16 protein-coding genes are annotated in these 24,776 nt (G+C 40.0%); 7 read left to right on the plus strand and 9 right to left on the minus strand.

Going from position 1 to position 24,776, the window contains the following annotated elements; genetic code table 11:
- Window positions 1-7 precede the first annotated feature (7 nt).
- Together ubiE and ACTJJH_RS06875 are read right to left on the minus strand one after the other, a co-directional pair.
- Window positions 8-955 carry a bifunctional demethylmenaquinone methyltransferase/2-methoxy-6-polyprenyl-1,4-benzoquinol methylase UbiE gene (ubiE, locus tag ACTJJH_RS06870; RefSeq protein ID WP_002114829.1) on the minus strand — a complete coding sequence of 316 codons (948 nt, stop codon included), beginning with the start codon at window positions 953-955 and terminating at the stop codon, window positions 8-10.
- 147 nt (window positions 956-1,102) lie between these two features.
- Entirely contained in the window at window positions 1,103-1,810 is a 708-nt protein-coding gene (locus tag ACTJJH_RS06875) for an FFLEELY motif protein (protein ID WP_032035428.1), read from the minus strand.
- Window positions 1,811-2,019: 209 nt separating this feature from the next.
- Here ACTJJH_RS06875 and pap point away from each other — a divergent pair, with 209 nt between their 5' ends.
- Window positions 2,020-3,438: a polyphosphate:AMP phosphotransferase gene (pap, locus tag ACTJJH_RS06880; RefSeq protein ID WP_005065911.1), complete on the plus strand. Its 1,419-nt coding sequence runs from the start codon at window positions 2,020-2,022 to the stop codon at window positions 3,436-3,438.
- Between the two features lie 22 nt (window positions 3,439-3,460).
- Here the strand turns inward: pap and ACTJJH_RS06885 are convergent, their stop codons facing one another.
- The gene (locus ACTJJH_RS06885; RefSeq protein ID WP_005065913.1) at window positions 3,461-3,967 is read right to left on the minus strand and encodes a hypothetical protein; all 507 of its coding nucleotides are present in this window, start codon (window positions 3,965-3,967) and stop codon (window positions 3,461-3,463) included.
- A 168-nt stretch (window positions 3,968-4,135) separates the two neighbouring features.
- Between ACTJJH_RS06885 and ACTJJH_RS06890 the strand changes: the two genes are divergently transcribed.
- From ACTJJH_RS06890 to recD, 3 genes are all read left to right on the plus strand, one after another.
- Entirely contained in the window at window positions 4,136-7,771 is a 3,636-nt protein-coding gene (locus tag ACTJJH_RS06890) for an exodeoxyribonuclease V subunit gamma (RefSeq protein ID WP_440600919.1), read from the plus strand.
- Window positions 7,772-7,774: 3 nt separating this feature from the next.
- A complete protein-coding gene (locus ACTJJH_RS06895; protein WP_440600920.1) occupies window positions 7,775-11,473 on the plus strand; it encodes a UvrD-helicase domain-containing protein in 3,699 nt (1,232 codons plus the stop codon).
- A gap of 108 nt (window positions 11,474-11,581) precedes the next feature.
- Entirely contained in the window at window positions 11,582-13,333 is a 1,752-nt protein-coding gene (gene recD, locus ACTJJH_RS06900; protein ID WP_440600921.1) for an exodeoxyribonuclease V subunit alpha, read from the plus strand.
- Between the two features lie 701 nt (window positions 13,334-14,034).
- Here the strand turns inward: recD and ACTJJH_RS06905 are convergent.
- Window positions 14,035-15,333, minus strand: a complete 1,299-nt coding sequence (locus ACTJJH_RS06905) for an EstA family serine hydrolase (protein WP_017385387.1) — start codon at window positions 15,331-15,333, stop codon at window positions 14,035-14,037.
- Between the two features lie 210 nt (window positions 15,334-15,543).
- Between ACTJJH_RS06905 and rpsO the strand changes: the two genes are divergently transcribed.
- From rpsO to ACTJJH_RS06920, 3 genes are all read left to right on the plus strand, one after another.
- Complete coding sequence (gene rpsO, locus ACTJJH_RS06910) at window positions 15,544-15,813, plus strand: 30S ribosomal protein S15 (RefSeq protein WP_002114951.1); 270 nt, start codon at window positions 15,544-15,546, stop codon at window positions 15,811-15,813.
- A 257-nt stretch (window positions 15,814-16,070) separates the two neighbouring features.
- Window positions 16,071-18,158, plus strand: a complete 2,088-nt coding sequence (gene pnp, locus ACTJJH_RS06915; protein WP_170814194.1) for a polyribonucleotide nucleotidyltransferase — start codon at window positions 16,071-16,073, stop codon at window positions 18,156-18,158.
- An 85-nt stretch (window positions 18,159-18,243) separates the two neighbouring features.
- Window positions 18,244-19,455, plus strand: coding sequence for a magnesium transporter CorA family protein (locus ACTJJH_RS06920; protein ID WP_014208248.1), 1,212 nt, complete (start codon window positions 18,244-18,246; stop codon window positions 19,453-19,455).
- 228 nt (window positions 19,456-19,683) lie between these two features.
- Here ACTJJH_RS06920 and ACTJJH_RS06925 read toward each other — a convergent pair whose 3' ends face one another.
- From ACTJJH_RS06925 to ACTJJH_RS06945, 5 genes are all read right to left on the minus strand, one after another.
- Window positions 19,684-20,013: a chaperone modulator CbpM gene (locus ACTJJH_RS06925; RefSeq protein ID WP_002114963.1), complete on the minus strand. Its 330-nt coding sequence runs from the start codon at window positions 20,011-20,013 to the stop codon at window positions 19,684-19,686.
- An 11-nt stretch (window positions 20,014-20,024) separates the two neighbouring features.
- Window positions 20,025-20,981 (minus strand): DnaJ C-terminal domain-containing protein, encoded by a 957-nt coding sequence (locus ACTJJH_RS06930; protein WP_017398747.1) that lies wholly within the window; start codon window positions 20,979-20,981, stop codon window positions 20,025-20,027.
- Window positions 20,982-21,115: 134 nt separating this feature from the next.
- On the minus strand, window positions 21,116-21,727 hold the full coding sequence (locus ACTJJH_RS06935) for a LysE family translocator (protein WP_002115157.1): 612 nt from the start codon (window positions 21,725-21,727) through the stop codon (window positions 21,116-21,118).
- Between the two features lie 137 nt (window positions 21,728-21,864).
- Window positions 21,865-22,740: an Hsp33 family molecular chaperone HslO gene (gene hslO / locus ACTJJH_RS06940; protein ID WP_002114728.1), complete on the minus strand. Its 876-nt coding sequence runs from the start codon at window positions 22,738-22,740 to the stop codon at window positions 21,865-21,867.
- Between the two features lie 163 nt (window positions 22,741-22,903).
- Window positions 22,904-24,748 (minus strand): monovalent cation:proton antiporter-2 (CPA2) family protein, encoded by a 1,845-nt coding sequence (locus tag ACTJJH_RS06945; RefSeq protein ID WP_440600922.1) that lies wholly within the window; start codon window positions 24,746-24,748, stop codon window positions 22,904-22,906.
- Between the last annotated feature and the right edge of the window lie 28 nt (window positions 24,749-24,776).

Below are 24,776 nucleotides of genomic sequence, written 5' to 3' on the forward strand. Positions count from 1 at the left end.
TTATCCCTTACAGTTTGAAGCCACGGTGAACGGCAACGATACCAGCAGTAAGGTTGTGATAGTCACAGTTCTGGAAGCCAGCATTTTCCATCATACCTTTTAAAGTACGTTGGTCTGGGTGCATACGGATTGATTCAGCCAAATACTTATAGCTTTCTGAGTCATTTGCAACTAATTTACCCATAATCGGTAAAGCAGTGAATGAATAGAGGTCATAAAGTTTTGAGAATGGCTCAAATACAGGTTTAGAAAATTCAAGAATCAGTAAACGGCCACCTGGTTTTAACACACGGAACATAGATGCAAGTGCTGCGTCTTTATCTGTCACGTTACGTAAACCAAAGCTGATTGTTACAAGGTCAAAGCTGTTGTCTGCAAAAGGTTCTAATGTTTCTGCATTGGCAAGAACGAAGTCAACATTGGTACAGCCTGCATCAATTAGACGGTCACGACCCACATTGAGCATAGATTCGTTAATGTCTGAAAGTACAACATGACCTTGCGGACCAACTTCACGGCTAAATACTTTTGCTAAGTCGCCTGTACCACCCGCAATGTCTAACACGTGTTGACCACGGCGAACACCAGACATGTTAATTGCAAAACGTTTCCACAAACGGTGAATACCAAATGACATCAAGTCATTCATCAAGTCATATTTGCTTGCAACTGAATGGAAAACTTCTGCAACTTTTTGTGCTTTATCTTCAGTTCTAACAGTTGAGTAACCAAAGTGTGTGGTTTCACCAACGTTGCCAGTATTACCAGCACCACGAGGTAAATTGTATTTCGGTACAGAACCATTCACAGGCGTGTCTGTTAAGGTTTGCTGTAAAGTTTGTTGTTGCCCTTGAGGGGTACCTTGCGGTAAAGGTGAGCTTAGGAATGGGCTAACTTTGTCTGAACTTTGTGCCTGCTCAGTTGGAGATGTTGGCTTTTGGTTTTCGTTAGACATATTGTCTCTCCTAGACTCAAACTCAAGTGAAACGGAATAAGTTCTGCATGATGACAGATTTTGTCTATTTTTACAGGCATCATCATGCAAATATAATGAATAAAATCTCAACTTCGTGAGGTTGAGTTTTTCTATGTGCCGACCTTATCACACTCTAAACGGATTCGGATGCCCTGAATGTACATTTTCAATAATCTGGCGTTCTTTTTCAGTAAAAGTCTTGATAAAGATCTCGGCTGATTTTAACGGTTTCATCGCACTAAAACCATCTTGAATGAAATCATACATCAATTCGAAGTGATATTTTTGGGCAATACCTTTACACATTTTAAAAGCAGTAAACATCATAAATGAGCGCATGTATTTATCGAGCGCTGCTCCTAAATCATCAAGAAGGGCAAGCTGTTGATAACGCACTTCTGCTTGATCGAGCTTGATTAAGGTTAAACGCATAATCTCATCAGTGAGTACTGTATCTGCCGGATAGTCCTCAAGAAGTTGCATTGCTACTTGCTCATCAAGTTGGGTTGCAAGTACAGCCAAACTTACTGATTTAGTACCTGTTTTAATTGCATTCTCAGGTAAGACTTTTTCTGCTTTATGCGCATATTTCAATAAGCGTTCGATTTGAGCTGCAAGAGCATCAAATTCTGGGCCACCATATAAACGATTTAAAAAGTACTCTGACATGAGCTTGTGCGCTGGCAGATTAAAAAAGTCATGATGCGTATCTTTCATCCGCTCTTTTAACCATGTTTGTACATCTTGCAAACGTTGGGCAAGCACAGGATTATCGTGATAATTAAATGTTTTATATTGTTGTAAAAGATCATCAAAAGCAGCGAGTTTAGACATTTAAGGCTCTAATATTGGGCTATTTGCAAAAAATCATAAAAGGCATTGTAACCTTGTACTATGGCGAGTAGATGTAAAAAAAATGATTCATGCGTCAATTTTTAAACAGAATTTTATTGCAATGACATAATTTGTATAGCAATTCATCATTTAACCGCATAAGTTAAAGATCATCGAAATTAAACAATAAAAGATTAGAGTCGTGGACTATGAGTGAACAACAACCAAAATTTGAGATTCGTGATGAAGAACAGCTTTCAGTCGATTTGATTGAAGCACAATATGCGTTAAAAGAAAGTCGGGGCAAACCTAACGCTAAAAGCACACTGATATTAATGAGTGGTATTGAACTGGCTGGAAAAGGCGAGGCCGTTAAACAACTTCGTGAATGGCTAGATCCACGATATTTACGAGTCAAAGCAGACGCGCCACGTGTGCTGACAGATACAGAAGCATTTTGGCAATCTTACTCGGAGTTTATTCCGACTGAAGGACAAATTGTGGTGATGTTTGGCAACTGGTATAGCGATTTGCTCGTCACCGCAACGCATGTTTCCGAGCCTTTAGATGATTCGCGTTTTGATGAATACGTTGAAAATATGCGGGCATTTGAGCAAGATTTAAAAAATAACTATGTCGATGTGGTTAAAGTCTGGTTCGATCTATCATGGAAATCGCTGCAAAAACGTTTAGATAAAATAGATCCGTCAGAGCAACACTGGCATAAGCTGCATGGTCTAGACTGGCGTAATAAAAAACAATATGACACTTTGCAAAAGTTACGCCGTCGTTTTACCGATGATTGGTACATTATTGATGGCGAAGATGAAAAGCAGCGTGATCAGTTTTTTGCTCAATATCTTTTACAACACATGCGTCAACTTCCAGAGCATGAAACTGAAGTTAAAGGAAAATGGCAGCAAGCTAAAATTCCAGAGAGTTTATTAAAACCTTCTAATGAACCACTTGAAAAAGCTGAATATAAAAAAGAGCTCGATAAACTGAGTAAAAAAATTGCCGATGCCATGCGTTTTGATAAACGCAATGTCGTGATTGCTTTTGAAGGCATGGATGCTGCTGGTAAAGGTGGGGCCATTAAGAGAATCGTTAAAAACTTAGACCCGCGTGAATATGATATTCATTGTATTGGTGCACCTGAACGCTTTGAAGCTCGACATCCTTACTTATGGCGCTTTTGGAACCGCATTAATGAAGCTGAAAAAATCACGATTTTTGATCGGACATGGTATGGGCGCGTACTCGTTGAACGTGTCGAAGGTTTTGCTTCGCCTTTAGAATGGCAGCGTGCCTATGATGAAATAAATCGCTTTGAAAAAGATTTATTTGATAGTCAAACGATTGTGGTAAAAATTTGGCTAGCGATTAGTAAAGATGAGCAAGAGCAGCGTTTTAAGGCCAGAGAAGAAACACCGCATAAACGCTTTAAAATCACTGCGGAAGATTGGCGTAATCGTGATAAGTGGGATGATTATTTAAAAGCAGCAGCCGATATGTTTGAGCGAACCAGTACTGAATATGCACCTTGGTATATCGTTGCAACTGATGATAAATATACGGCCCGTCTGGAGGTGTTGAAGGCCATTTTAAAACAGCTGAGAGCAGACTAAGCTCTCAGCTACAAGGCAAACATTAATTTACAATGGTGCTACGGCTTTTTTGCTGAATACGTTTTGCAAGGTTATAACTGTCATTCAGATGAGTTTCTGCTATTTTTTTCATCATGAAATAGCCTAAACTTGCTGCTACAATTTGTCCGCCTAGCGGTATAAATTTAGTCACCTGTTTTGTTACGATTTTGCCTAAAAAGCCGTTAAATGTTTTTTTAACGGTAGTACGTGCGACTACAAAACCTGAAAATTCAAAACCGCGTTTACGTAACTCATCCCAATGAATTGTTTTAGTTTTTGGGTCGTAAACGCTCACGTGCTCAGGTGCTAAACCGAAACGGGAATTGATATCTGGAATCAGGTGCGACAAAATTCCCAAATCTACCGCCACGTCAAAAAAAGGAATCGGTACAATTGCCGCTCCGGCTGAGACGTAAGCTCTTTTTTTGATGAGATCATGGCACTCATCGCGAATTTGTTCCAGATTTAGGCTAGGATCAATATAGTCAGGAATCTTGTCAATTTTCATAATGTCTACCTGTATAAGTTCTTGATGGCGTCATTCAAACCAAGTGTAAGTGACACCTTAAGTTAAATTATGCTGTGTTTAAACCAACGTGACATAGTCAGATTCAGTTGTATAGTAATGAATGTTTATGATTTTGTGCATAAATTATGCAAGCAGGAAATGAAATAAATGGGGATCCATGTTATTCAAAGTCAACGTATTGATGTGTTGTTGCAAGGTGTATTGGCGTCTACATCTCAAGCTTCAACGCATCCATTACAGGTTTTGAAAACCCAACATTTTATTGTTCCAAGTCCTGCGGTCGAGCAGTGGCTGATACAAAAACTTGCAGAACAGCAAGGCATGAGTGCCAATTACCAGTTTCACCAACGTGTACGAGGTTTCCAATGGTTTGCCTATCAGCAAGTTTTAACTGCGCATAAAGAGCAGGTTCGTAAAGCGAACATCCCGCGTTTGATTTTTAAATGGCGGGTGCATCAGGCTTTGCACGAATTTATTCAACCTGACACGATAAGCATCGATACGTCGCATCCTTTACATTCTATTGTTCAGCGTATTTATGACAGCGCAGATCGACTCGAACAAGGCATAGATAAACAATTAAAAAAACAAAAAATGCTGTACTGGGTCGCTGAGCAGGTTGCCGATCTATTTAGTAACTATATGATTTATCGTGGGCAGTGTCAGCGTGGTTGTGAAAATAGTTGTACCTGTCCGGAAAACTGGTTGTCTGCTTGGGGGCAGGGCCGAGCACTAGATATTGAAAAATATATTGTGCAAAAAGATGAAGAAGTGACTGCTTTTGCATTACATCAAACTGAGGAGCTAGAACGTTGGCAGCGTTGGTTATGGCAACAACATTTTCATGATGACTTTTTGCAGATGCAGCAAATTGATGCATTGTTTTGGCAAGAGTTAGATCATCCAGACCGCAGTAAGCGTGCTATTTCAAGATTACCTAATCAAGTGGTGATCTTTACGTTGTTAGATTTACCACCAAGCCAATTACAGTTTTTGCGCCGTTTAGGGCAATACGTTGATGTGCTGATTTTGCACTATAACCCTTCACAAGAATATTGGGCCGATAGTGTCGATCCACTCTGGAAACAGCGTTATGACTTAGGGGTAAAAGAGCGTTTTATTGCGAAAAATCCAAAGGCTACTGATGCTGAAATTAGCGATTTCTTTAATAAATTCACACTCAATTTTAATGCTGAAGCGCGTGAGTCTAGACATCCGCTTTTAACCAGATTGGGTAAACAAGCCCGCGACCACTTTTCTTTATTATCGAATTTATCTACAGGTGAGGAAGGTAAGTGGGTTGATGCTTTTGTAGATGATTTCCCAGAAAGTTTACTCGGTAAAGTTCAGTCAGATATTTTGCATTTGGTAGAACCGCAAGCTAAGCAATATGAACTCGCTCCAGACGATGACTCTATTCAGATTCATGTTTGTCATTCGACTTTACGTCAGCTTGAAGTACTAAAAGAGCAATTGATTGGTTGGTTGGCTAAACCGCATGAACAGCCGCGCCGTCCAAACGATATTTTAGTTCTAGTTCCTAATTTGGCTGATATAGAGCCTTTAATTCGAAGTGTATTTCCCGCTACTGCCACTGAGCAAGGTGTACATTTGCCAGTGAAAATTGCAGGTGTTGCATCACTTGATGCACTTAATGCTTGGCGTGCCGTAATTGGGCGTATTCAACTGATGCAGGGCCGTTTTAGCTTTGATGATTTTGCTGATTGGTTAAGCTTGCATGCGACCCAGCAACGTTACGAACTTGAATATGTTCAGGTCGAGCGAATTTTAAATTTACTTGCCGATGCGGGCTTTAAACGAGGGCTAGATGCAGAGCATCTCAAGCGAAGTTTATGTGACGGTGATGATGATTATCGATATAGTTTTAAATTTGCCTTAGAGCGATTGGCTCTTGGTATTGCCGTACCTGTACATGCGACGTTTAATCAGGTGTTGAGTTATGCCAAAGTTCAGCCGAGCGATTTCGAGCTGATTGGTACACTCATTCAGATTTATCAAGATTTGAATGAGCGCCGTGATTGGCTGACTCTGCATGAACAAGGAAAAGTCTATACGGTTGAATATTGGCTTCAGGTACTGGGCAAAGATATTGTTGAATTTGAGCAGGTCGGTGTTGCTGCTTTAAAAGCTGTGCGGGAAATTGTTAAAAAACAAGAACGAATGTTAACGCTCGCAAGTTATTACGCCGAGACAGAAACTGAAACTTTGCGCAAAATTACCTTGCCTCTGCCTTATATTATTGAAGAAATTCAACGGACATTAGAAAGCCAAAGTGCACAAGCTGAACCGACAGGGCAAATTACCTTTGCTCAAATTGGACACATTCGACCGTTACCTTATCGTTTAATGGTCATGCTAAATCTTGATGCCGGACAATTTCCAAACCGTGATACACACGTTCCATTTGATTTAATGGATGCACTGCGTCAACAGTTAGGTGACCGCTCTCGACTTGAAGATGATCAAGGTGCTTTTTTAGATGCTTTATTATTAGCCCAAGAAAATTTATGGCTGTTTTATAACGGCTTTGATGTGAACGATGGCGAGGTACGCGAACCTTCCAGTATTCTTCAGGAGTTCCGTGAACATCTTGCCTTGATTGTGAAAGCTGAAAACGATGTACCTGAAAGTGTCGTTATTGAAGGGATTGAAATTCCATCACAGTTAAAACAACTCTATCACTTACATGATTTACAGCCCTTCGACCCGAAAGGTTTTACTGTAGAAAAAAGTGTTATTCGCTACCAAGATCACTGGTTTAAGGTCGCTTCACAAATTCAGCAAATTTCAGGAAGTCGCCAACCTTGGGTGAATACGACCTATCCGCTACAAGCGCCTGACATGTTGGTTTTAGATAGCCAGCAATGGATACAGGATGTGACATTCCCTGCACGGTTATATTTAAAAACTTTAGGGGTAGAAAACTTAGGAAGTGTCGGAGTGCTCGACCAAAATGAACCTTTATTATTAGATGGTTTAGGGCGCTATGCGATTCGATATTTTTTACAACAATCTGAACAGCAAGCACAACCTGAAGTATTAATTGATCAGTTACCTGTCGGTAAAGTCAAATATAGTGCATGGCAACAAGGTGTGTTTGAGCAAGAATGTTTGCTTGAACGCCTTCACCATTATGCACCAGCAGTGACACAAACAACTCAGCGTATTTGGCGAATTGCTAAACAGCTTCATATGAATATTACCGTTCCGAAGTCTGAAACTCGGGACTGGGTGAGTATGGAACCTTCAAGCGCTCGCGCAAAAAGACGTGCTAAAGTCTGGTTAGAATATCTGCTCTGGTTAGCTTATTTGAATGAGGGTAGTGCAGGAGCTGAAAAGCGCCGTATTGTGGTTTTTAGCGATCAAACTGTGATTTGTAGTGGGATTAGTTCTGAGCAAGCTCGGCAATATTTACAACCATGGTTTAAAATCTGGCGCCATGCACAGCAACAACCATTGGTTTTACCAGCAGCCTTATTATTAAAGCCATTAGAAAAAGCTAAAGCATATCAGTGGGAAACAACAAATCAGACAGAAAAAGCAAAACTGGATGAGAAGAGCTATGCTGAGCTGCTAAAATACTGGAATGAAACAGGGTCATTTACCACGATGGATATGACTCAAAATGAAGCTTGTAAGTTGCATCAAGACTGGAGCTTTATTTTACAAGAACAAGATGCACAGGCTTTGCTTCAACATGCTTGTGATGAGTTTGCGTATGATCTATATCATCCGGTTTTTCAATTTCAACATTCGGAGTAAGGCATGAACTCAAGAGTACAGGTGTCTTATCAACCTATTATTGATATTGAATTTAGTGGCTTGCACTTAATTGAAGCTTCGGCAGGTACAGGAAAAACCTATACCTTATCAAGTTTGATGGTCCGTATCTTTCTTGAAAAATATTTGCCTAGACAAGTCATTGCGACCACGTTTACCCGTGCTGCTGCTGCCGAGTTAAAAAGCCGTATTCGTGCACGTTTGGTTGAAACGTACCGTTATTTAGATGCCAAGCGTAGTTTTACAGAACAAGAATTACTTACGCAGGCAGAGCAAGAACCTGACTTATTACTCCAGCATATTCTAAAGCATTTTGCGACGCGTATTGCCTATGCGTGTGAACGTTTAAAATTGGTTATAGATCAGTTAGACGAGTTATTTGTCGGAACACTCGATAGCTTTAGCCAAAAACTATTACGTGAGTTTGCCTTTGAGAGTGGCAAAATTGAACGCGCTCAAATTACCGATGATGCTAAAACTTATAGTCGACAACTGATTCATGATGTTTTGCGTGAATGGATACAGTCTCAACCTCAGACCGTGATTGATGCGTTGTATCTGGCAGGTGAGTTAAAAAGTGTCGATAGTTTTGTCAAACTTGTTGAAGACTCACTTAACTTTAGTTCTGCTCATTTTAAACTTCCTGAAAAACCAACCATTCAATTTGAAGAACTTACGCAGCTCAAACAATTAGCGACAGAAATTGATATCAGTCTTTTAGAAGCATATTACTTGCTTGATGGAGAGCACTATAAACATGTGAGCGGCACAATATTTCGTAATGGGGCATTTAATAAACTATTTAGTGAATGTTTGCCACAGCTTCTACAAGTTTTAAAGCAAAGCGACAGCATTTTGGTTTTTGATGGGTCTTTGACTGCACAACGTGAGCTTGTTTTTAAGTTTTTAGGTCAACTTGCCGATCAGAAAGTTTTCAAGAAATGTCCTGCTGAAATTTCAGATAGATTCTATCAACATCCTTGTATTCAACAGATTCAACAGCTATTTGGTGTGCTGAAAAACTACGCTGAGCAGTTCGACCAGCTTCATATTTTTTTAAAAGCCTATTTATGTGTTGAGGTTAAAAAACGTTTACCACAAGTTTTACAAAATAAAGGTGAAACTACTTTTTCTCAGCAAATTCGAACACTTTCTGAAGCTTTAAAAGGTGAACAGGGACAGCGTTTCGCTGTGTTTGTGCAGGCGCGTTATCCCTTAATTTTGGTCGATGAATTTCAGGATACCAACCAAGATCAAGACGACATGCTGGCGAGCATTTGGCGCCATCCAGAGCGCTACCACAAAGGCTGCATGATTATGGTAGGTGACCGTAAACAGGCAATTTACGGTTTCCGCGGTGGGGATATGCTCACCTTCTTAAATGCCTATAAAGATATTCAAGCCAAACATGGTCGTGAATATAAGTTAATTCATAACCATCGTTCTGTTGCTGATCTGGTTGATGTGGTCGACGCCTTATTTCAACGACAAATTGATTTTGGTGAAGAAGTTCAATATGACCCAATTCGAGCAGGCACTCGGCCTCATCCTGTACTGATTGAGCAGAATAATCATAATCCTCACCCTTTACGCTGGTTAATGCTCAAAGATAAAGAAACAGAGGCTCAGCAAGTTGCATGGAAGATTCGAGATCTACTTAACCAGTCACATGCTGGACAACTATATTTTCAAAAAGATGCTCAGACTCAAGTCTTAAACGAAGATGATATTGCGGTATTGTCTCGTAATCATGATGGACTTGATAAAGTTCAATTTGAGCTAGAACGTTTAGGAATACGAGTTAACAGGCCTTCAAAACGAAGTGTTTTCGATTGCGCAGTTGCTCAAGACGTTGGTGCTTTGTTGACTGCCATACTTCATCCTTATGATGAGGCAAAAGTGAAGCGAGCTTTAATTAGCCGTCTATTTGCTATGGATTTAAAACAACTCTTGCAGCTTGAGCAGACAGCCGAAGGGTTAAGCCAGTTTATGACTGGTTTTGACACTATTAGAGAGTTGTGGTCCGCTCAAGGCTTTTTAGTGGCATGGCAACAATGCTTAATCCAGTTTGATATATGGCAAAATTTGGTCGCTGCCCAAAGTAAAGATAATGAACGGGTTGTGGTGAACTTGCGTCATTTAACTGAAATTTTGAGTCAGCACAGCGAGAAATACTCAGGTGTGCAAAACCTCTATCACTGGTATCTCAAACAGTTGCGCTCTCCTCTTGACCGTGATTGGGAGTTAGAGCGTAAATTATCGAGCGAAGCTGGTGTTCAGCTCATGACCATTCACCAGTCAAAAGGGCTGGAATTTAAGATTGTATTTTTATTAGGTGCAGACAAGCCCTTTCGCGAAAATAATAAAACACTCAATTTTTCGACCCAAGATATTATCAAACCGGACTCAAGCCAGACCTTGACTCAACGTGTCGTTGCGATTGCTGACAAGACTTATTTGAATGAGATTGAACTTAAGCAGCACGAAGAACGAGCGCTCGCTGAACAGAATCGACTTTGGTATGTCGCTTTAACGCGAGCAAGCCACCGCGTCTATGCACTTTTACAAGATGTAGATGGCAAGTCAGTATCAGGTCTCGCATTTTGGAAAAATAGAACTGAACCCTTTCAACATCGTTGCTGTACGGATGAAATGGTTTTGGAACAGATTCCACAAGCAATTCATTTAGCCAAACAAACCAGTATTATTGAAATACAAGCACAACGGTTTCCGGAACAACGTTTTTATTCAAGAGGTAAAACCAGTTTCAGTTACTTGGCACAGCATTTAAAACATAAGGCAGGCACAGATTTATTGGCGAGTCAGAGTAATGATGCTGTATTAGCTGAAGATGAGCTGGATTTAATCAACACTGCTGAAGTAAGCAGTGCTCAGCCGATTGGCTGGATAAAGAGTAACTTTCCGCGAGGAACGCTTGCCGGTAATTTCTTACATGAAATCTTTGAGCATATTGATTTTCAATGTTCAGATGACTGGGTCATAGAAATACGTCGTCGTTTTAAAAATGACTATAGCAGCCTTTGGCAAGATTTACTTAATAAATATAACGAGAGTTTCCCAGAAGAGGAAGATGCAGAAAATCTGCTTTACCAGTCAGTTGCAGAGTGGTTAAAAGATATTTTGCGAACACCGCTTTCTCAAGGCTTTCGATTAAACCAGCTCCAACAAGATCAGTATTTGTCAGAGTTTCCTTTTTATTTGGCACTCTCAGATCGGGTTTTAGCAATGACACGTATTCAGCAGCTCTTCGCTGAGTATGGGTTGAATATGCCGGAGTTACTTGAGGCTCGTTCAGCGCGTTACCTTAATGGTTCTATCGATTTGGTTTATTTTGATGGTCAGCGTTACCACATTGCCGATTATAAAAGTAATTACTTAGGGGATGATCTTGCAGATTATCGTAGTGATAGCATTGCTCAAAGCATGTCTTTGGCAAGTTACTGGCTACAAGCAGGTTTATATCTCGTTGCGTTACATCGCTATTTGCAAGTCAAAATGCAGGATTACCAGATTGAGCAACACTTAGGTGGGGCAACTTATCTTTATTTACGTGGCATGAATGGTGAAGCAGAGCAGGGGTACTATTATTGGGAACCTAGCGTCGAGTTTATTCTTCGTCTTGATGCCATTTTGGGGTATTTTGCTGAGGATAAAATAGCATGAAAAATGCTGATAAAATGCGTAATCTGAAGATTAACAAATACTTGGCATGTGGATAAGCCTGTCTATAACCATGTGGACAAGCGTGTGGAAAACTAGGTGGATAAGTGTGTGGACAATCTAAATAGCTCTGAACAGGCCGATTTAAGCTGGTTAACAACGTGGAGTAACTTCTTAAATCAGGCTCCATTTACTGAGCAATCGCAAGTGTCAGAAGCCACTTCTTACTTGCGGCAGCTTATTGAAGCGAGCTTACAAGGCGATAGTTGTATTGATATCAGTTCAGAGCAAATTGCAGCACTTGGTCAGCTTGCTATATCTGCCGATCAAGCAACCTTAAAAGTTGCGCCGTGCGTCTACGATGAGCAGGGGTTGGCATTATACCGATATTGGCACCTAGAGCAACGACTTGCAGAACAAATTTGTCGATTAAAGCAACAATTAATTCAACCTGTCTCTTGTGATGACTATTTAGACCTGCTTACCGATCCTCATCAACAGGCAGCTTTACAAATGGTTGCTCGGCAGAGCCTGAGTATTATTACGGGTGGGCCGGGTACAGGTAAGACTTATACGCTGGCACGTATTATTGCTGTGCTGAGTCAAGCAATTCCACATATTCGTGTGGCGATGGCTGCTCCAACAGGTAAAGCAGCACAGCGAATGCAAGAGGCTTTACAGAACTCGTTTAATGACCCTAAATTGCTTGAGTCCGGATTAGTGAGTGAAGAGCTCAGAAATCAGGGAACACAAACGATTCACCGTTTGTTGGGCATGGGACATAGCCAGACACCACGGTTTAATCAAAAACAGCCTTTGCCTTATGACGTGATTGTCGTGGATGAAGCTTCCATGCTGGATTTAAATCTGGCTACTCTTTTATTTGAAGCTGTGCCTGAGTCTTGTCGAATTATTTTATTAGGAGATGCAAATCAGCTTGCTTCCGTTGATGTCGGGGCGGTTCTTGCAGATTTGCAGCAAATACAGGCGTTGGCTGATAACCGAGTACAATTACAAACCAGTCGCCGTTTTGCTGAAGGGGCACTGATTGGGCAAGTTGCTAAATTTATTCAGGCGCAAACTCATCAACAAGATCATGTAGAAGTTTTGCAGAGATTTGAAATTGATATTGTTCAGGTTTCAGAATTAAAGCCCATACTTTTACAAACAGATATGCCTGATGTTGTTCAGCTTGAATATTTACCAGAAGGAAATCACGCAGAAGTTGAAATTTATTATCAGAAGCTCATGCTCGGTTTCCAAGGATATGTAAAAAGCCTAAAAAATTATTTAAAAGAAGAACGCTCGATTGAACAGGTCCCAAACGTAGTAAAAGCATTTGATGACTACCGTATTTTAACGGCTGTTCGTCATGGTCCGTTTGGGTTGCAGCAGTTAAATCAATATGCGCAGCGTTGGATACACCAACAACTTTCAATAGTGACAGCAGGGGGATGGTATGTCGGTCGTCCGGTAATGATGACTTATAACGACTATCAGCTCGGTATTTCAAATGGTGACATTGGTTTGTGTTTTGAGCACAGAACTCAGCCACAGCAGTTTGAAGTATATTTTCCAAGTTTGAACAAATGGGTTGCTGCAAATCGATTACCTAAAAGTATTCAAAGTGCATTCGCCTTAACAATTCATAAATCGCAAGGGTCTGAATTTACTCATACTGCTGTCGTTTTAGATCAGGCTGCCAAGAACTTATTAAGCCAAGAACTTATTTACACTGCGATTACACGAGCTAAGAAAGTAGTCAGTCTTTTAGTGCATCAAGAGGCTTTATTACAAGCATTTACAGTTCGTACTACACGAAAAAGCGGTTTAGTTCAAAAAGTTAATCGGTTAGTTCGTTAAGACAAACTTAATATTTTTACCCTTGTAAGAAAAAGCTTACATAGATTCGAGATATTTGCTGCTAGAGTACACCCTGTGTTTTTGAGATTATAAACGCACAACGAGCTTGGCACGGAATGTCGGGCAAAATCGCACAATAATAATAACTTAAGTCGAGAGACTGCGAACTTACAATGAAGTAGGTGTATAAAGAGGAAACTTACAGCCGCTAAGCCTTGTAGTTTTGGGAGAGACTACAGGGCTTTTTTATATTCTACTTTTCACCATGTTTCAAAAAGCATTCGAACGTTTCGTTTTTAACACTATCTTCACTCTGTTTTTGTCTAAAGATTTAAATCAATAATATCAATATATTTATCTATAATATGATTTCAAAACAGGCATTTTTCCTGTGAATTGTTAAGTTATATGTTATACAGAACTGTACGTTAAAGGTAAAAAATGGCTATTTACCAAATATTATACAGACCTGTACGTTTTCACTTACATGATGATAAGAAAAATACTACTTTTCTTCATAATTGGATATGTCACAATACATCACATAAGGAAATAGAAACGAAAACATCGGAAGTGAGTTAAAACAACAAGAAGGATGTGACTAGCATCTCACCAACGACAATAAAAACAGTAATAACACGATAAACAAAAACTACAGCGCAAAAAACCCAAGCAGAAATGCTTGGGTTTTTTATTTGTTTCTACACTAAGTCAGTTTCATGAGAATCACTACCAAATAACGAACGGCGTTGATCTCTCGGTATACGTGGACATTGGGTTGAGATTTGATAGAGCACTTTAGCTAAAGCAGGTAGGTGAGTACCCACTACAGATTTACCAGTTGTTAATAAGGAAACACTGATATCTCTTTCAGGGTCGGCCCAACATAAAATGTTAGAGAATCCTAAATGACCAAATGCTTGTCCTGTCATTGGGCCAAAAAGACCTACAGGATTGCTACCTAACATTGGCCCCAGAGCATAGCGCATTGGAATCAGCAAAGTACGGTCAATGTTAACGCCTGTGGTTGGCAGTGTTGCTCTGAAAATTGTTTTCTCACTAAAGATTTGCTGACCGCCGTAGCTTCCTCCACTTAAAAGCATTTCAAAGAAGCGGCCGGCTTGTTCTGCACTGGTATAGATGTTTCCAGCTGGGCAAATGGTGTCCATAAAACGACTATCGTTAGTCACATCAACTGCAAGTTGTAAACCGCCACCTAACACATGATTCAGGTAGTGATCGGTACCAAGGCGTGGGTGCAGACCTGTTGCACAGTTTAAGGCGACTTCTGAACGGTATTCTGGTTTTAAGCCATAATTGAAATAAGGCATCCCCATTGGTTTTTCGATAGTTTGATGTACAAATTCACGTAAATCCTGCCCAGTCACCCGTTCAATGACTTCTCCTAAAATATAACCTGCCGTAACAGCATGATAGGCAAGGTGATTGCCAGCAGGAGACACAGGTCGGGCAGCATATAAACGTTTTAAAATTTCGTCTTTATCAAATAATAAATCTGGTGTGACATCGCCATCAATATAAGGAATGCCGCCACGATGTGCTAATAAATGAAAGATCGTTGCACGACGCTTACCATTTACCCCATATTCAGGAACATAATAGCTCACGGGATCAAGCAAGTTGATTTCGCCTTTTTCATCTAATAGATGAATCAACATGGCTGTAATCATCTTTGATGCTGAAAATAGGCAAACAGGTGTGTCAGGTGTTGCAATCAGGGCATTTTCTTGAAGGCCTGCTGGAGAGTTCCCTTGAGCATATCCAATGCTTCGATTGAGTAAAATTTTACCTTGTCTGCGTAAACAAAAGGTAATGAGTGGATAGTTTCCGGTTTTATATAGTCCTTCTATACTTTTCCAGATTTTTTGAATCTGGTGATCACTCATTCCACCCTGTTCAGCAGCAACTTCATCTTTTTGTCGAATGACTTGCTCAATATTGTCCGGTACTGGACAAGTGTTGGTTGAAAAAATTTTCACACGTCCCTCGCGCTTCTTTCTTTTTATTCGAGGCTAGTGTGCAGGGTTAAGGTCTTCATGTCAGTGTCTAAAATGACAAGTTACTGAAAACTATTTTGCAATCCACCTATAGATACCTTAAAATAGGCGACTTGCTGTAGTGATGCACGGCAGTCAGTTGCCTCAACTGATTCATATCGTTTACTTTTTTAAGCATCTCGGAGAAATCGAATGGCTTTAACTAATGCAGACCGCGCAGAGATCATTGCTAAATTTGCTCGCGCTGAAAATGACACTGGTTCACCAGAAGTACAAGTAGCTTTATTGACTGCTCAAATCAATGATTTACAAGGTCACTTCAAAGCTCACAAACACGACCACCATAGCCGTCGTGGTTTGATCCGTATGGTTAACCAACGTCGTAAATTGCTCGACTACTTAAATGGTAAAGACCACGGTCGTTACACTGCTTTGATCGGTGCTTTAGGTTTACGTCGTTAATTCGATTTTTACTTTGTTTTCGCTATTTCGCATGTCGCAATGCTTTATCGCTGAAAAGAGAGTTTCACTTAATGTTAGGTTAAGTGATTTTTAGAAGGGGCGCTTGTGCGCTCCTTCTTTGCGTTTAACTTATTTTAAATAATTGATCTAGTGTGATGGCTTCTAAGCTTTGTCATTTATCTACCAATCGGTGTAGTCTGAATGCCAAACCTTAGGGGTCTCACTAGAATAAAATTAGGAAAATACAATACATGTCAATGTTTAATATCGTTCGTAAAGAATTCCAATTCGGTCAACATCAAGTCGTTTTAGAAACGGGTCGCGTTGCACGTCAAGCAAACACAGTTTTAATCACTATGGGTGGCGTAACTGTTTTAGTTGCAGTTGTTGCTCAACCTAAAGCAAAAGCGGGTCAAGACTTCTTCCCGTTAACAGTGAACTATCAAGAAAAACAATATGCAGCTGGTCGTATCCCTGGTGGTTACGGTAAGCGTGAAGGTCGTGCTTCTGAAGCTGAAACTTTAATTTCACGTCTTATTGACCGTCCAATTCGTCCGTTGTTCCCAGAAGGTTACTTCAACGAAATCCAAGTAACAGCAACTGTTGTTTCTTCTGACAAAACTATGGATGCTGACATTGCAGCAATGCTTGGTACATCAGCAGCATTGTCTATTGCTGGTACTCCTTTCCGTGGTCCAATTGGTGGCGCACGTGTTGGTTTAATCAACGGTGAATATGTTCTTAACCCGAACTTCGAACAGTTGAAAGAAAGTGACCTTGACCTTGTGGTTGCAGGTACAGAATCTGCTGTATTGATGGTTGAATCTGAAGCGAAAGAACTTTCAGAAGACCAAATGCTGGGTGCTGTTCTTTTCGGTCATGATGAAATGCAAATCGCAATTCAAGCGATCAAAGAATTTGCTGCCGCTGCTGGTGCTGTTGAATCAACTTGGGTTGCTCCAACTAAAAACGAAGCTCTTCTTGAGCAATTAAAAGCAGCTTTCGAAGCTAAAATTTCTGAAGCATATACAATTGCGGTTAAACAAGATCGTTATGCAGCACTTGATGCACTTTATGCAGAAGCTGTAGCTCAGTTCGTTCCAGAAAATGACGAAACTGGTATTGCTGATGAAGTAAACGAATTATTCGAAGACCTTAAATACCGTACAGTACGTGACAACATCTTGTCAGGTAAGCCACGTATTGATGGCCGTGATACTAAAACTGTTCGTGCTATCGACGTTCAAGTTGGCGTATTAGATCGTGCACACGGTTCTGCATTATTTACACGTGGTGAAACTCAGGCGTTGGTAACAACAACTTTGGGTAATACTCGTGATGCATTAATGGTTGATACCCTTGCTGGTACTAAAACTGACAACTTCATGTTGCACTACAACTTCCCTGCATACTCTGTAGGTGAAACAGGCCGCGAATCTGGTCCTAAGCGTCGTGAAATTGGTCACGGTCGTTTAGCACGTCGTGGTGTTCAAGCAGTTCTTCCTGCTGCTGACCGCTTCCCGTATGTAATTCGTATTGTATCTGACATTACTGAATCTAACGGTTCATCTTCAATGGCTTCTGTATGTGGTGCTTCATTATCACTTATGGATGCAGGTGTTCCGCTTAAAGCACCAGTTGCGGGTATCGCAATGGGCTTAGTGAAAGAAGGCGAGCGTTTCGCAGTACTTTCTGACATCTTGGGTGATGAAGATCACTTAGGTGATATGGACTTTAAAGTAGCAGGTTCTGCAAACGGTATTACTGCGCTTCAAATGGACATCAAGATTGAAGGTATTACTGAAGAAATCATGGAAGTTGCATTAAACCAAGCATTTGCTGGTCGTATGCACATTCTAAACGAAATGAATAAAGTCATTTCACGTGCTCGTGCTGAAATCAGTGCTCATGCTCCGACGTTTGAAGTTATTAACATTAACCCAGACAAGATCCGTGATGTTATTGGTAAAGGCGGTGCAACTATCCGTCAAATTACTGAAGAAACTAAAGCTGCAATTGATATCGAAGACAACGGTACTGTTCGCGTATTTGGTGAAACTAAAGCTGCTGCTAAAGCTGCAATTGCTAAGATTCAAGCAATTACTGCTGAAGTTGAACCAGGTAAGATCTATGACGGTAAAGTAATCCGTATCGTAGAATTCGGTGCGTTTGTAAACATCATGCCGGGTACTGATGGTCTTCTTCACATTTCGCAAATTTCAAATGAACGTATTGCGAACGTAACTGATGTTCTTAAAGAAGGTCAGGAAGTGAAAGTACAAGTTGCTGATGTTGATAATCGTGGTCGTATTAAATTGACTATGAAAGACATTGAACAAGCATAATTGTTCTAGTGACATGAAAAAGTCCGCTTGATGCGGACTTTTTTTATGGCATGATGCAAGTAATACAAAAACAGATCATTGTGGTATGCAGGTTTATTACTTTTATCGCCATCAAGCTGACGGTTATGTCTTTTTAAGCCGTGAACAGCATAATGAACACATTCTGGAGTTTTTCTGGATTGATAGTGTCAGAGCTGATGTGGTGAACCATAACGAAGAATGGCAACAAAAGATTCAGCAGCTTTCAGGCGTGGTGATTAATGAATTTCATATGCGAGATATTGCGAATATTGAGCATCCTTGTGCATTTGATACGCTTGAAGAATATGACCTGCTTATTTTTAGAAAGCTCGTTACACCTGATGATGAAATTAAAAATGGGGAATCCCATGAGAGTGTATTTGGCCTAGCAACCACGCCGATTAGCTTTATTTTTACTCCTAAAGTTCTGATTAGTGTTCGTGAGCAGGGCAATAAGTCGATTGAAAACTATATTCAACGTCTCGAAAATATTTTATGTAAAACTTTGGAAGAACAAAACAAAACCCGTAAGCTTCCTAATTCACCTGTAGATTTATGTTTACGACTGCTTAATAGTATGGTGGATGGCTACCTTGATATCCGTTCACCTTTGACTAGAAGGGTCGAGCATTGGCAACAGCAATTGCTGCAAGGTAATCGCCGTTTTAAACAATGGCATCAGCTGTTTCATGAAAACATGGCCTTTCAGCAGGTTGAAAATTTATGCGAAGAGCAAATTGAAACTTTACAAGAGTTTCGAGATGAAATTGTAGAAAACTATCATCATGTTATTGGTGAGAAGACACATAGTTCTCAAGATCTTCTGTTGGTTCGTTTGAATGATTTAATGAGTCATGTCGAACGTATTCAAAAACATACTTTACGTTTACGTAGTGCCATTCAGTCGGCGATTGATTTGCATTTCTCGGCAATTGCAAACCAGACCAATGAGAATATGCGTATTCTTGCCATTATTACTGCTGTCTTTGCACCACTTACGCTTTTAACGGGTATTTATGGAATGAACTTTGAATTCATTCCAGGGCTTAAATCACCAGTAGGTTTCTGGATTATGCTGGGTGTCATGCTGCTCAGTACTGTTTTATTGCTGTATTATTTTTATCGACAACATTTGGTCGGCCGCGGTGAAAAAAGTGTGATTGATTTATTGGCTCAACAACATCGCCAAGATCGGATGAATTTGTTCTGGTTTTTGGAATATGAACCGATTAAACAAACTTTGAAGGAAGTGGAAAAGATTACTCGATTAAAGTAATAAAGACTTCCAAAAATGGCAAAATTGTTTGGTTAGCATTGCCTCGACTATAGGGTTTAATTAGATATTTTTTATATAGGCTTGTCCTTACTTTTGACTGGGCAAAAGTAACAAAACCCTTTATTGGACTGACGGTACATCCATGTTACCGCAGTCCAAAAGGCGGCATCCCTGCCGCCCATCACCTTAGTTCATGCCTGCTTGAATGGTTATTTAGAAGAAAAAATCTCAATGAAAATGCTTCAACTGTTTTCTAAGTTGTTGCACTTCATCAATCAAATCTAACATCACAGCAACTGCCGCCAAACTTGCGTCAAAGTCACGTTGTAAACGATACGCTTTACGTGCGCGTGCGACATCTTCGCCCATAAACTGGTGTGCTTCAGGTGTGTTCTCGACTGATAAAATATCATATTCAATTAACTGAAGAATCCAGTCAGGACTTTGGCCGCAAGCTTGGGCAAATTGTTGTAAATCAAATGTCGATTGTTCATCAACGACCTCTGCACTAAAGGTATGGCCGTCATATACAATTTCTCGATAGTGAATGGTTGTCATGATCTTGCTCCCTAATGAGATGAACGAGGTTCGAATGAAGCAAAGGCTTCTGCCAATTGCTGATACGCTTCTTTTTCTTTTTCAGAATTTGCAGGGGGGAATACAATATTTAAAATTAAATACAGATGCCCTGGCGTTTTATTTGGTATCCCTTTGTCTTTTAAACGTAGCTGTTGTCCTTGTTTTGCATTTTTAGGTAAATTAACATTTAAAGGCCCTGCTGGTGTTTTTACTTCAATACCTTGGCCTAATGCTGCTTCCCATGGAGCTACATCTACAGTCAGATATACGTCACTGCCTTCGACATGAACACGGTCTGTATCTTTATACTGGATTTCAATATAAAGATCGCCGTTAGCACCACCATTAATCCCACTTTGGCCTTGCCCGCTTAAGCGGATTTGCTGACCTTCTTTCATGCCTTTTGGTATTTTTACCTGTAAAGTTTTACGTTGAACTTCAGGCTCACCATAAGCATTCATGGTTGGAATTTGCAGAGTAATTTGCTGGGTTGAACCATGATAGGCAATATCAAGATCAACCTCTATGCTGGCATGTTGATCTTCACCGCGATAACTACGTTGTTGTCTTTGATATTGTTGTTGGCCACCGCCAAAGCCTGCACCAAAGCGACCAAATAAATCTTCAAAACCGCTAAAGTCTGCTTGTTCACCGCCTGTAAAGCCTTGACGATAAAACTGTGCTCCATCAAAACCACCTTGTGCAGCACCTTGACCAAAGTTATTAAAACCTTGAGGATGATCTAACATTTGGTCATATTCGGCTTTTTTATCTGCATTGCTTAATGTGTCATAGGCAACATTAATGGCCTGCATTTTTTCTTCTGCATCTTTTTCTTTGCTGATGTCGGGATGATATTTACGGGCTAATTTTCGATAAGCTTTTTTAATTTCATCAGCAGAGGCTTTGCGTGTAACCCCTAATTCTTCATAATAATTTTTTGCCATAATGTTTTATCACGATGGTGTTGTTTATTTCATTATGAAACGACTTTTAGAGTTTTCAATAAGCTAGATTGTATAAGAGTTGTTCTATTACGAAATAAAGAGGTATAGAAAAATTAGACTATACCTCTAATGAATTAGATGAAACTCTGATATAAGCCGTACAGAGCAATAAGTAGAAGTAATAAACCGCAGAGGCCTAATATTTTTGGATATAAATGACTGTTAGAAAGGCGGCGGAAAAAGATATAAACCAAAGATAGTGTGAGGAAGTCTAAAACAATCCATGTCAGAGTAAGTAGGGTTAAACTTAAATTTAACTGAGGGGTAATAGAGACAAATTGCGGAAAGAAAGCAGAGAAAAAGATAATATCTTTTGGGTTTGAAATACCGACAAGAAAGCCCTTTTTAAAGCCACCATTTTGTGCTGAAACTGTTTGTATCGCTTCTGGGTGAGGTGCCTGAATCACTTCTTTGAGAATACTAAAACCCAAATAACCAATATATAGGCAGCCTAAAATACGAATGATATTGAGGTAACTATCATTAACACTCAGTACTCCTTTTAAAACCAGTACTGAAATAAAAATTAAAACAAGGGATGCTAGGTTTGTACCAAAAATGGTTTCCAGTGCTTTTTTATAGCCCCCTTTAAGTCCAGCGCTTGCAACTAAAATCATGACAGGGCCAGGGGTTGCGATCATGATAACTACGCTAAAAATAAAGAGAAAATAATCAAAATAATTCATGGTATTTAGGCATCTTATTTATTAGGCTATAAAGTAGCCTTATATTATCCTATTTAAATTAACATGTTGAAAATTATCATCAAAAAATACAGGTAAATAAAAAGGCGGTATAACCGCCTTTTTATAAAGTTAAAATATTAACTTAAATGTTCACCAAATAACGCTAAAGCTTCTTCAGCGGTAAAGGTATATTGCGTATTACAGAACTGACAGTCCATACGAATCGGGTTCTGCTGTTCTAGAGTTTCATGAACAGCGTCTACACCAATTTGAATCAGGGCATTTGCACAGCGTTCTTTTGAACATGTACAGCCAAATTTTAATGCTTCAATTTCTGGTAAACGAACTTCTTCTTCGTTATATAAACGATATAAGATTTCATTTGCATCTAAATTGGTAAGTTCTTCAGCTTTTAATGTTTCGGTCAACATCGTCAAACGTGGCCATAAATCTTCATCGACCAAGTTTTGCTCTTCTTCATCATGACGTGGTAAGAGTTGAATCAGTAAACCGCCAGAACGCTTATCTGTACTTGCCAACACAATACGAGTTGGAATTTGTGCAGATAAATCATAATATTGCATTAAGCAACCCGCTAAAGTCACTTGATCAAGCGGCACGATCCCTTGATAACGTTCGCCAAATTCCGGTTCAATATTAATAAATAAAACCGGATTAACTAAAGCGCCAAGAACTGTGCTGCTGTCTGTTGCTTCAACAAAGCGAGGGTCGGTTTCATAGTCCGCTAAAGCACGAACCTCTCCTAAATGGTTACATTCAGCCATCGCCCATTTGAAGGTGCCGCTAGCCTGGATTTGCAAGCTGATACGGCCTTTGATTTTTAATGTACTTGCAAGTAATGCAGTCGCACTCAACATTTCACCTAGCAGAATTTTAACCGCAGGCATATAGTCACGTTGAGCTAATATAGTTTGTAGGGCTTCTTCTAGATGAACTACTTCTCCACGTACTGGAAAGTTCTCTATATAAAAGCGTTGGCGTAAATCAGACATAATATTCTCCAGGGCCCTAAGCAGAGTATAACTATTTCGTTTTAATCAAGCTCAGGAAATGCAGCTAAGCCGCAAGCCGGACAGGGGCAGCTTTGTGCCCATTGTCCAATTATTTAGGCAATGTGAATAAGTCCTTAATATAGCCATTTTCTGAAATCTCAAGTTATTCTAGATGATCTCTTGTAATGTCGATGCGATTTGGTTGTAAATGACGCTTTAAATTAACATCATGTTTTGATGTAGCCTGTTGCTGCGCATCACTTTCAAACAAATGTTCAAGTTCGGCTAAGGCATTACGATGTGTTTCAAAAATCTTCTGTTCATCAGTATAAATACTTTGCTGCTGTATGAGTAATTTCTCATCATAATCCCGAAAGATTTCGATATTGTTATAGGCTTGTTCATCAGAGATTCCAAGTTCTCGTAAAGCGCGATAAGCCATACCTAATGAAGATAAATACGTTTCACGCCAAATATATTCAACACCTAAATCTCTTAAAAGATGGACATGGTGGCGGTCACGGGCACGAGCCAACAGCTTTAAGTTTGGATAGTTTAATCTGAGATGACGCGCGACATTCATAGAGTCTTCAACATCATCGATTGCTAAAATAAATACTTTGGCTTTTTCAATACCGGCAGAACGCAGTAAATCGGGTTGGGTCACATCGCCATAATAGAGTTTGCCGCCGTAGCGACGAACAAAGTCCACTTGATGAAGATTGTTGTCGATTGCAGTAAAGCCTAAATGTTGTAGGCGAGCAATACGCGCGATGATTTGTCCAAATCGACCAAAGCCAGCAATGATAATCGGATTATCCTGCTGTGGAATTTCATCATACTCAGGTGGACGTTCTTTATTAAACAAAGGAATAATCTGAGTTGCCATAATCCAGTAAATTACTGGAGTAAGTACCATCGACAACGTTACGATCAGGGTCACTGGTTCTAATATAGCTTGAGTTAAAACTTTCTCACTTTTTGCAAGGCTTAAAATTACAAAAGCAAATTCTCCGCCTTGTGCCAAGCATGTACCTAAAAGCAAGCTGTTATTCCAACTATATTTTTTATAGCGGGCGATGGCGGTCAATATCAGCGTTTTGATGAGCAATAAGCCGACTGCACCACCAATAATAAGCAAAGGCATTTCAATGAGCAGTGACAGCTGTGTGGTCATGCCAACGGTCATAAAGAATAAGCCAAGCAATAAACCTTTAAATGGTGCAATACTCGCTTCAACTTCATGGCGAAATTCTGAATCTGCTAATAATACACCTGTGAGGAATGCACCTAATGTGGTGCTAATTCCTAAAGTGTCCATAAGTAAGACAACAGCAAGAATAATAAATAATCCTACTGCTGTAATAAGTTCAGTCGCTCCACTTTTGGCAACAAAGCGGAAGAATGGACGCATCACATAGCGACTAAACAGAAATAGACCAGTAAAGGTTGCAATGATAGCCGCAAAATAAGCTACCCCATGATGGGTTGATTCTGTTCCTGCCAATAATGGAATAATGGCAAGTAAAGGAATAGCCGCTATATCTTGGAAAAGTAAAATGGAAAAAGACTGCTGACCATAAGTCGTATTGAGTTGCTGCTTTTCGGTCAGAAGTTGTAATACAAAAGCGGTGGAAGACAGCGCAAGGGCAAAACCAATCACAAAGCTGACAGAAAGCTGCTGTTGAAACAGTAATAGTACGATCAGCATAAGAATGGTCCCACTAATGAGGACTTGCAGACTTCCCATTACAAAAATAGAGTTACGCATTTCCCATAAACGTTGTGGGCGCAACTCTAAACCAATCAGGAACATTAATAAGATAACGCCGAATTCGGCTAGTTCCATAATCGCTTCAGGGTCATGTGCAATATTTAAAACACTAGGGCCCAGAAGTATTCCTGTAAATAAATAACCTAAAACTGTTGCTATCCCTAGGCGCTTGCCAAGAGGGACTAAAATCAGAGAAGCTCCAAGAAAAATTGTTGCTTGCAGTAAGAATGACATTCATTGCCTCGAATGTATTAGTCTCTTT

Origin of the sequence: Acinetobacter sp. 22301 (assembly GCF_052045285.1) — a bacterium.
GTDB lineage: Bacteria > Pseudomonadota > Gammaproteobacteria > Pseudomonadales > Moraxellaceae > Acinetobacter > Acinetobacter pittii.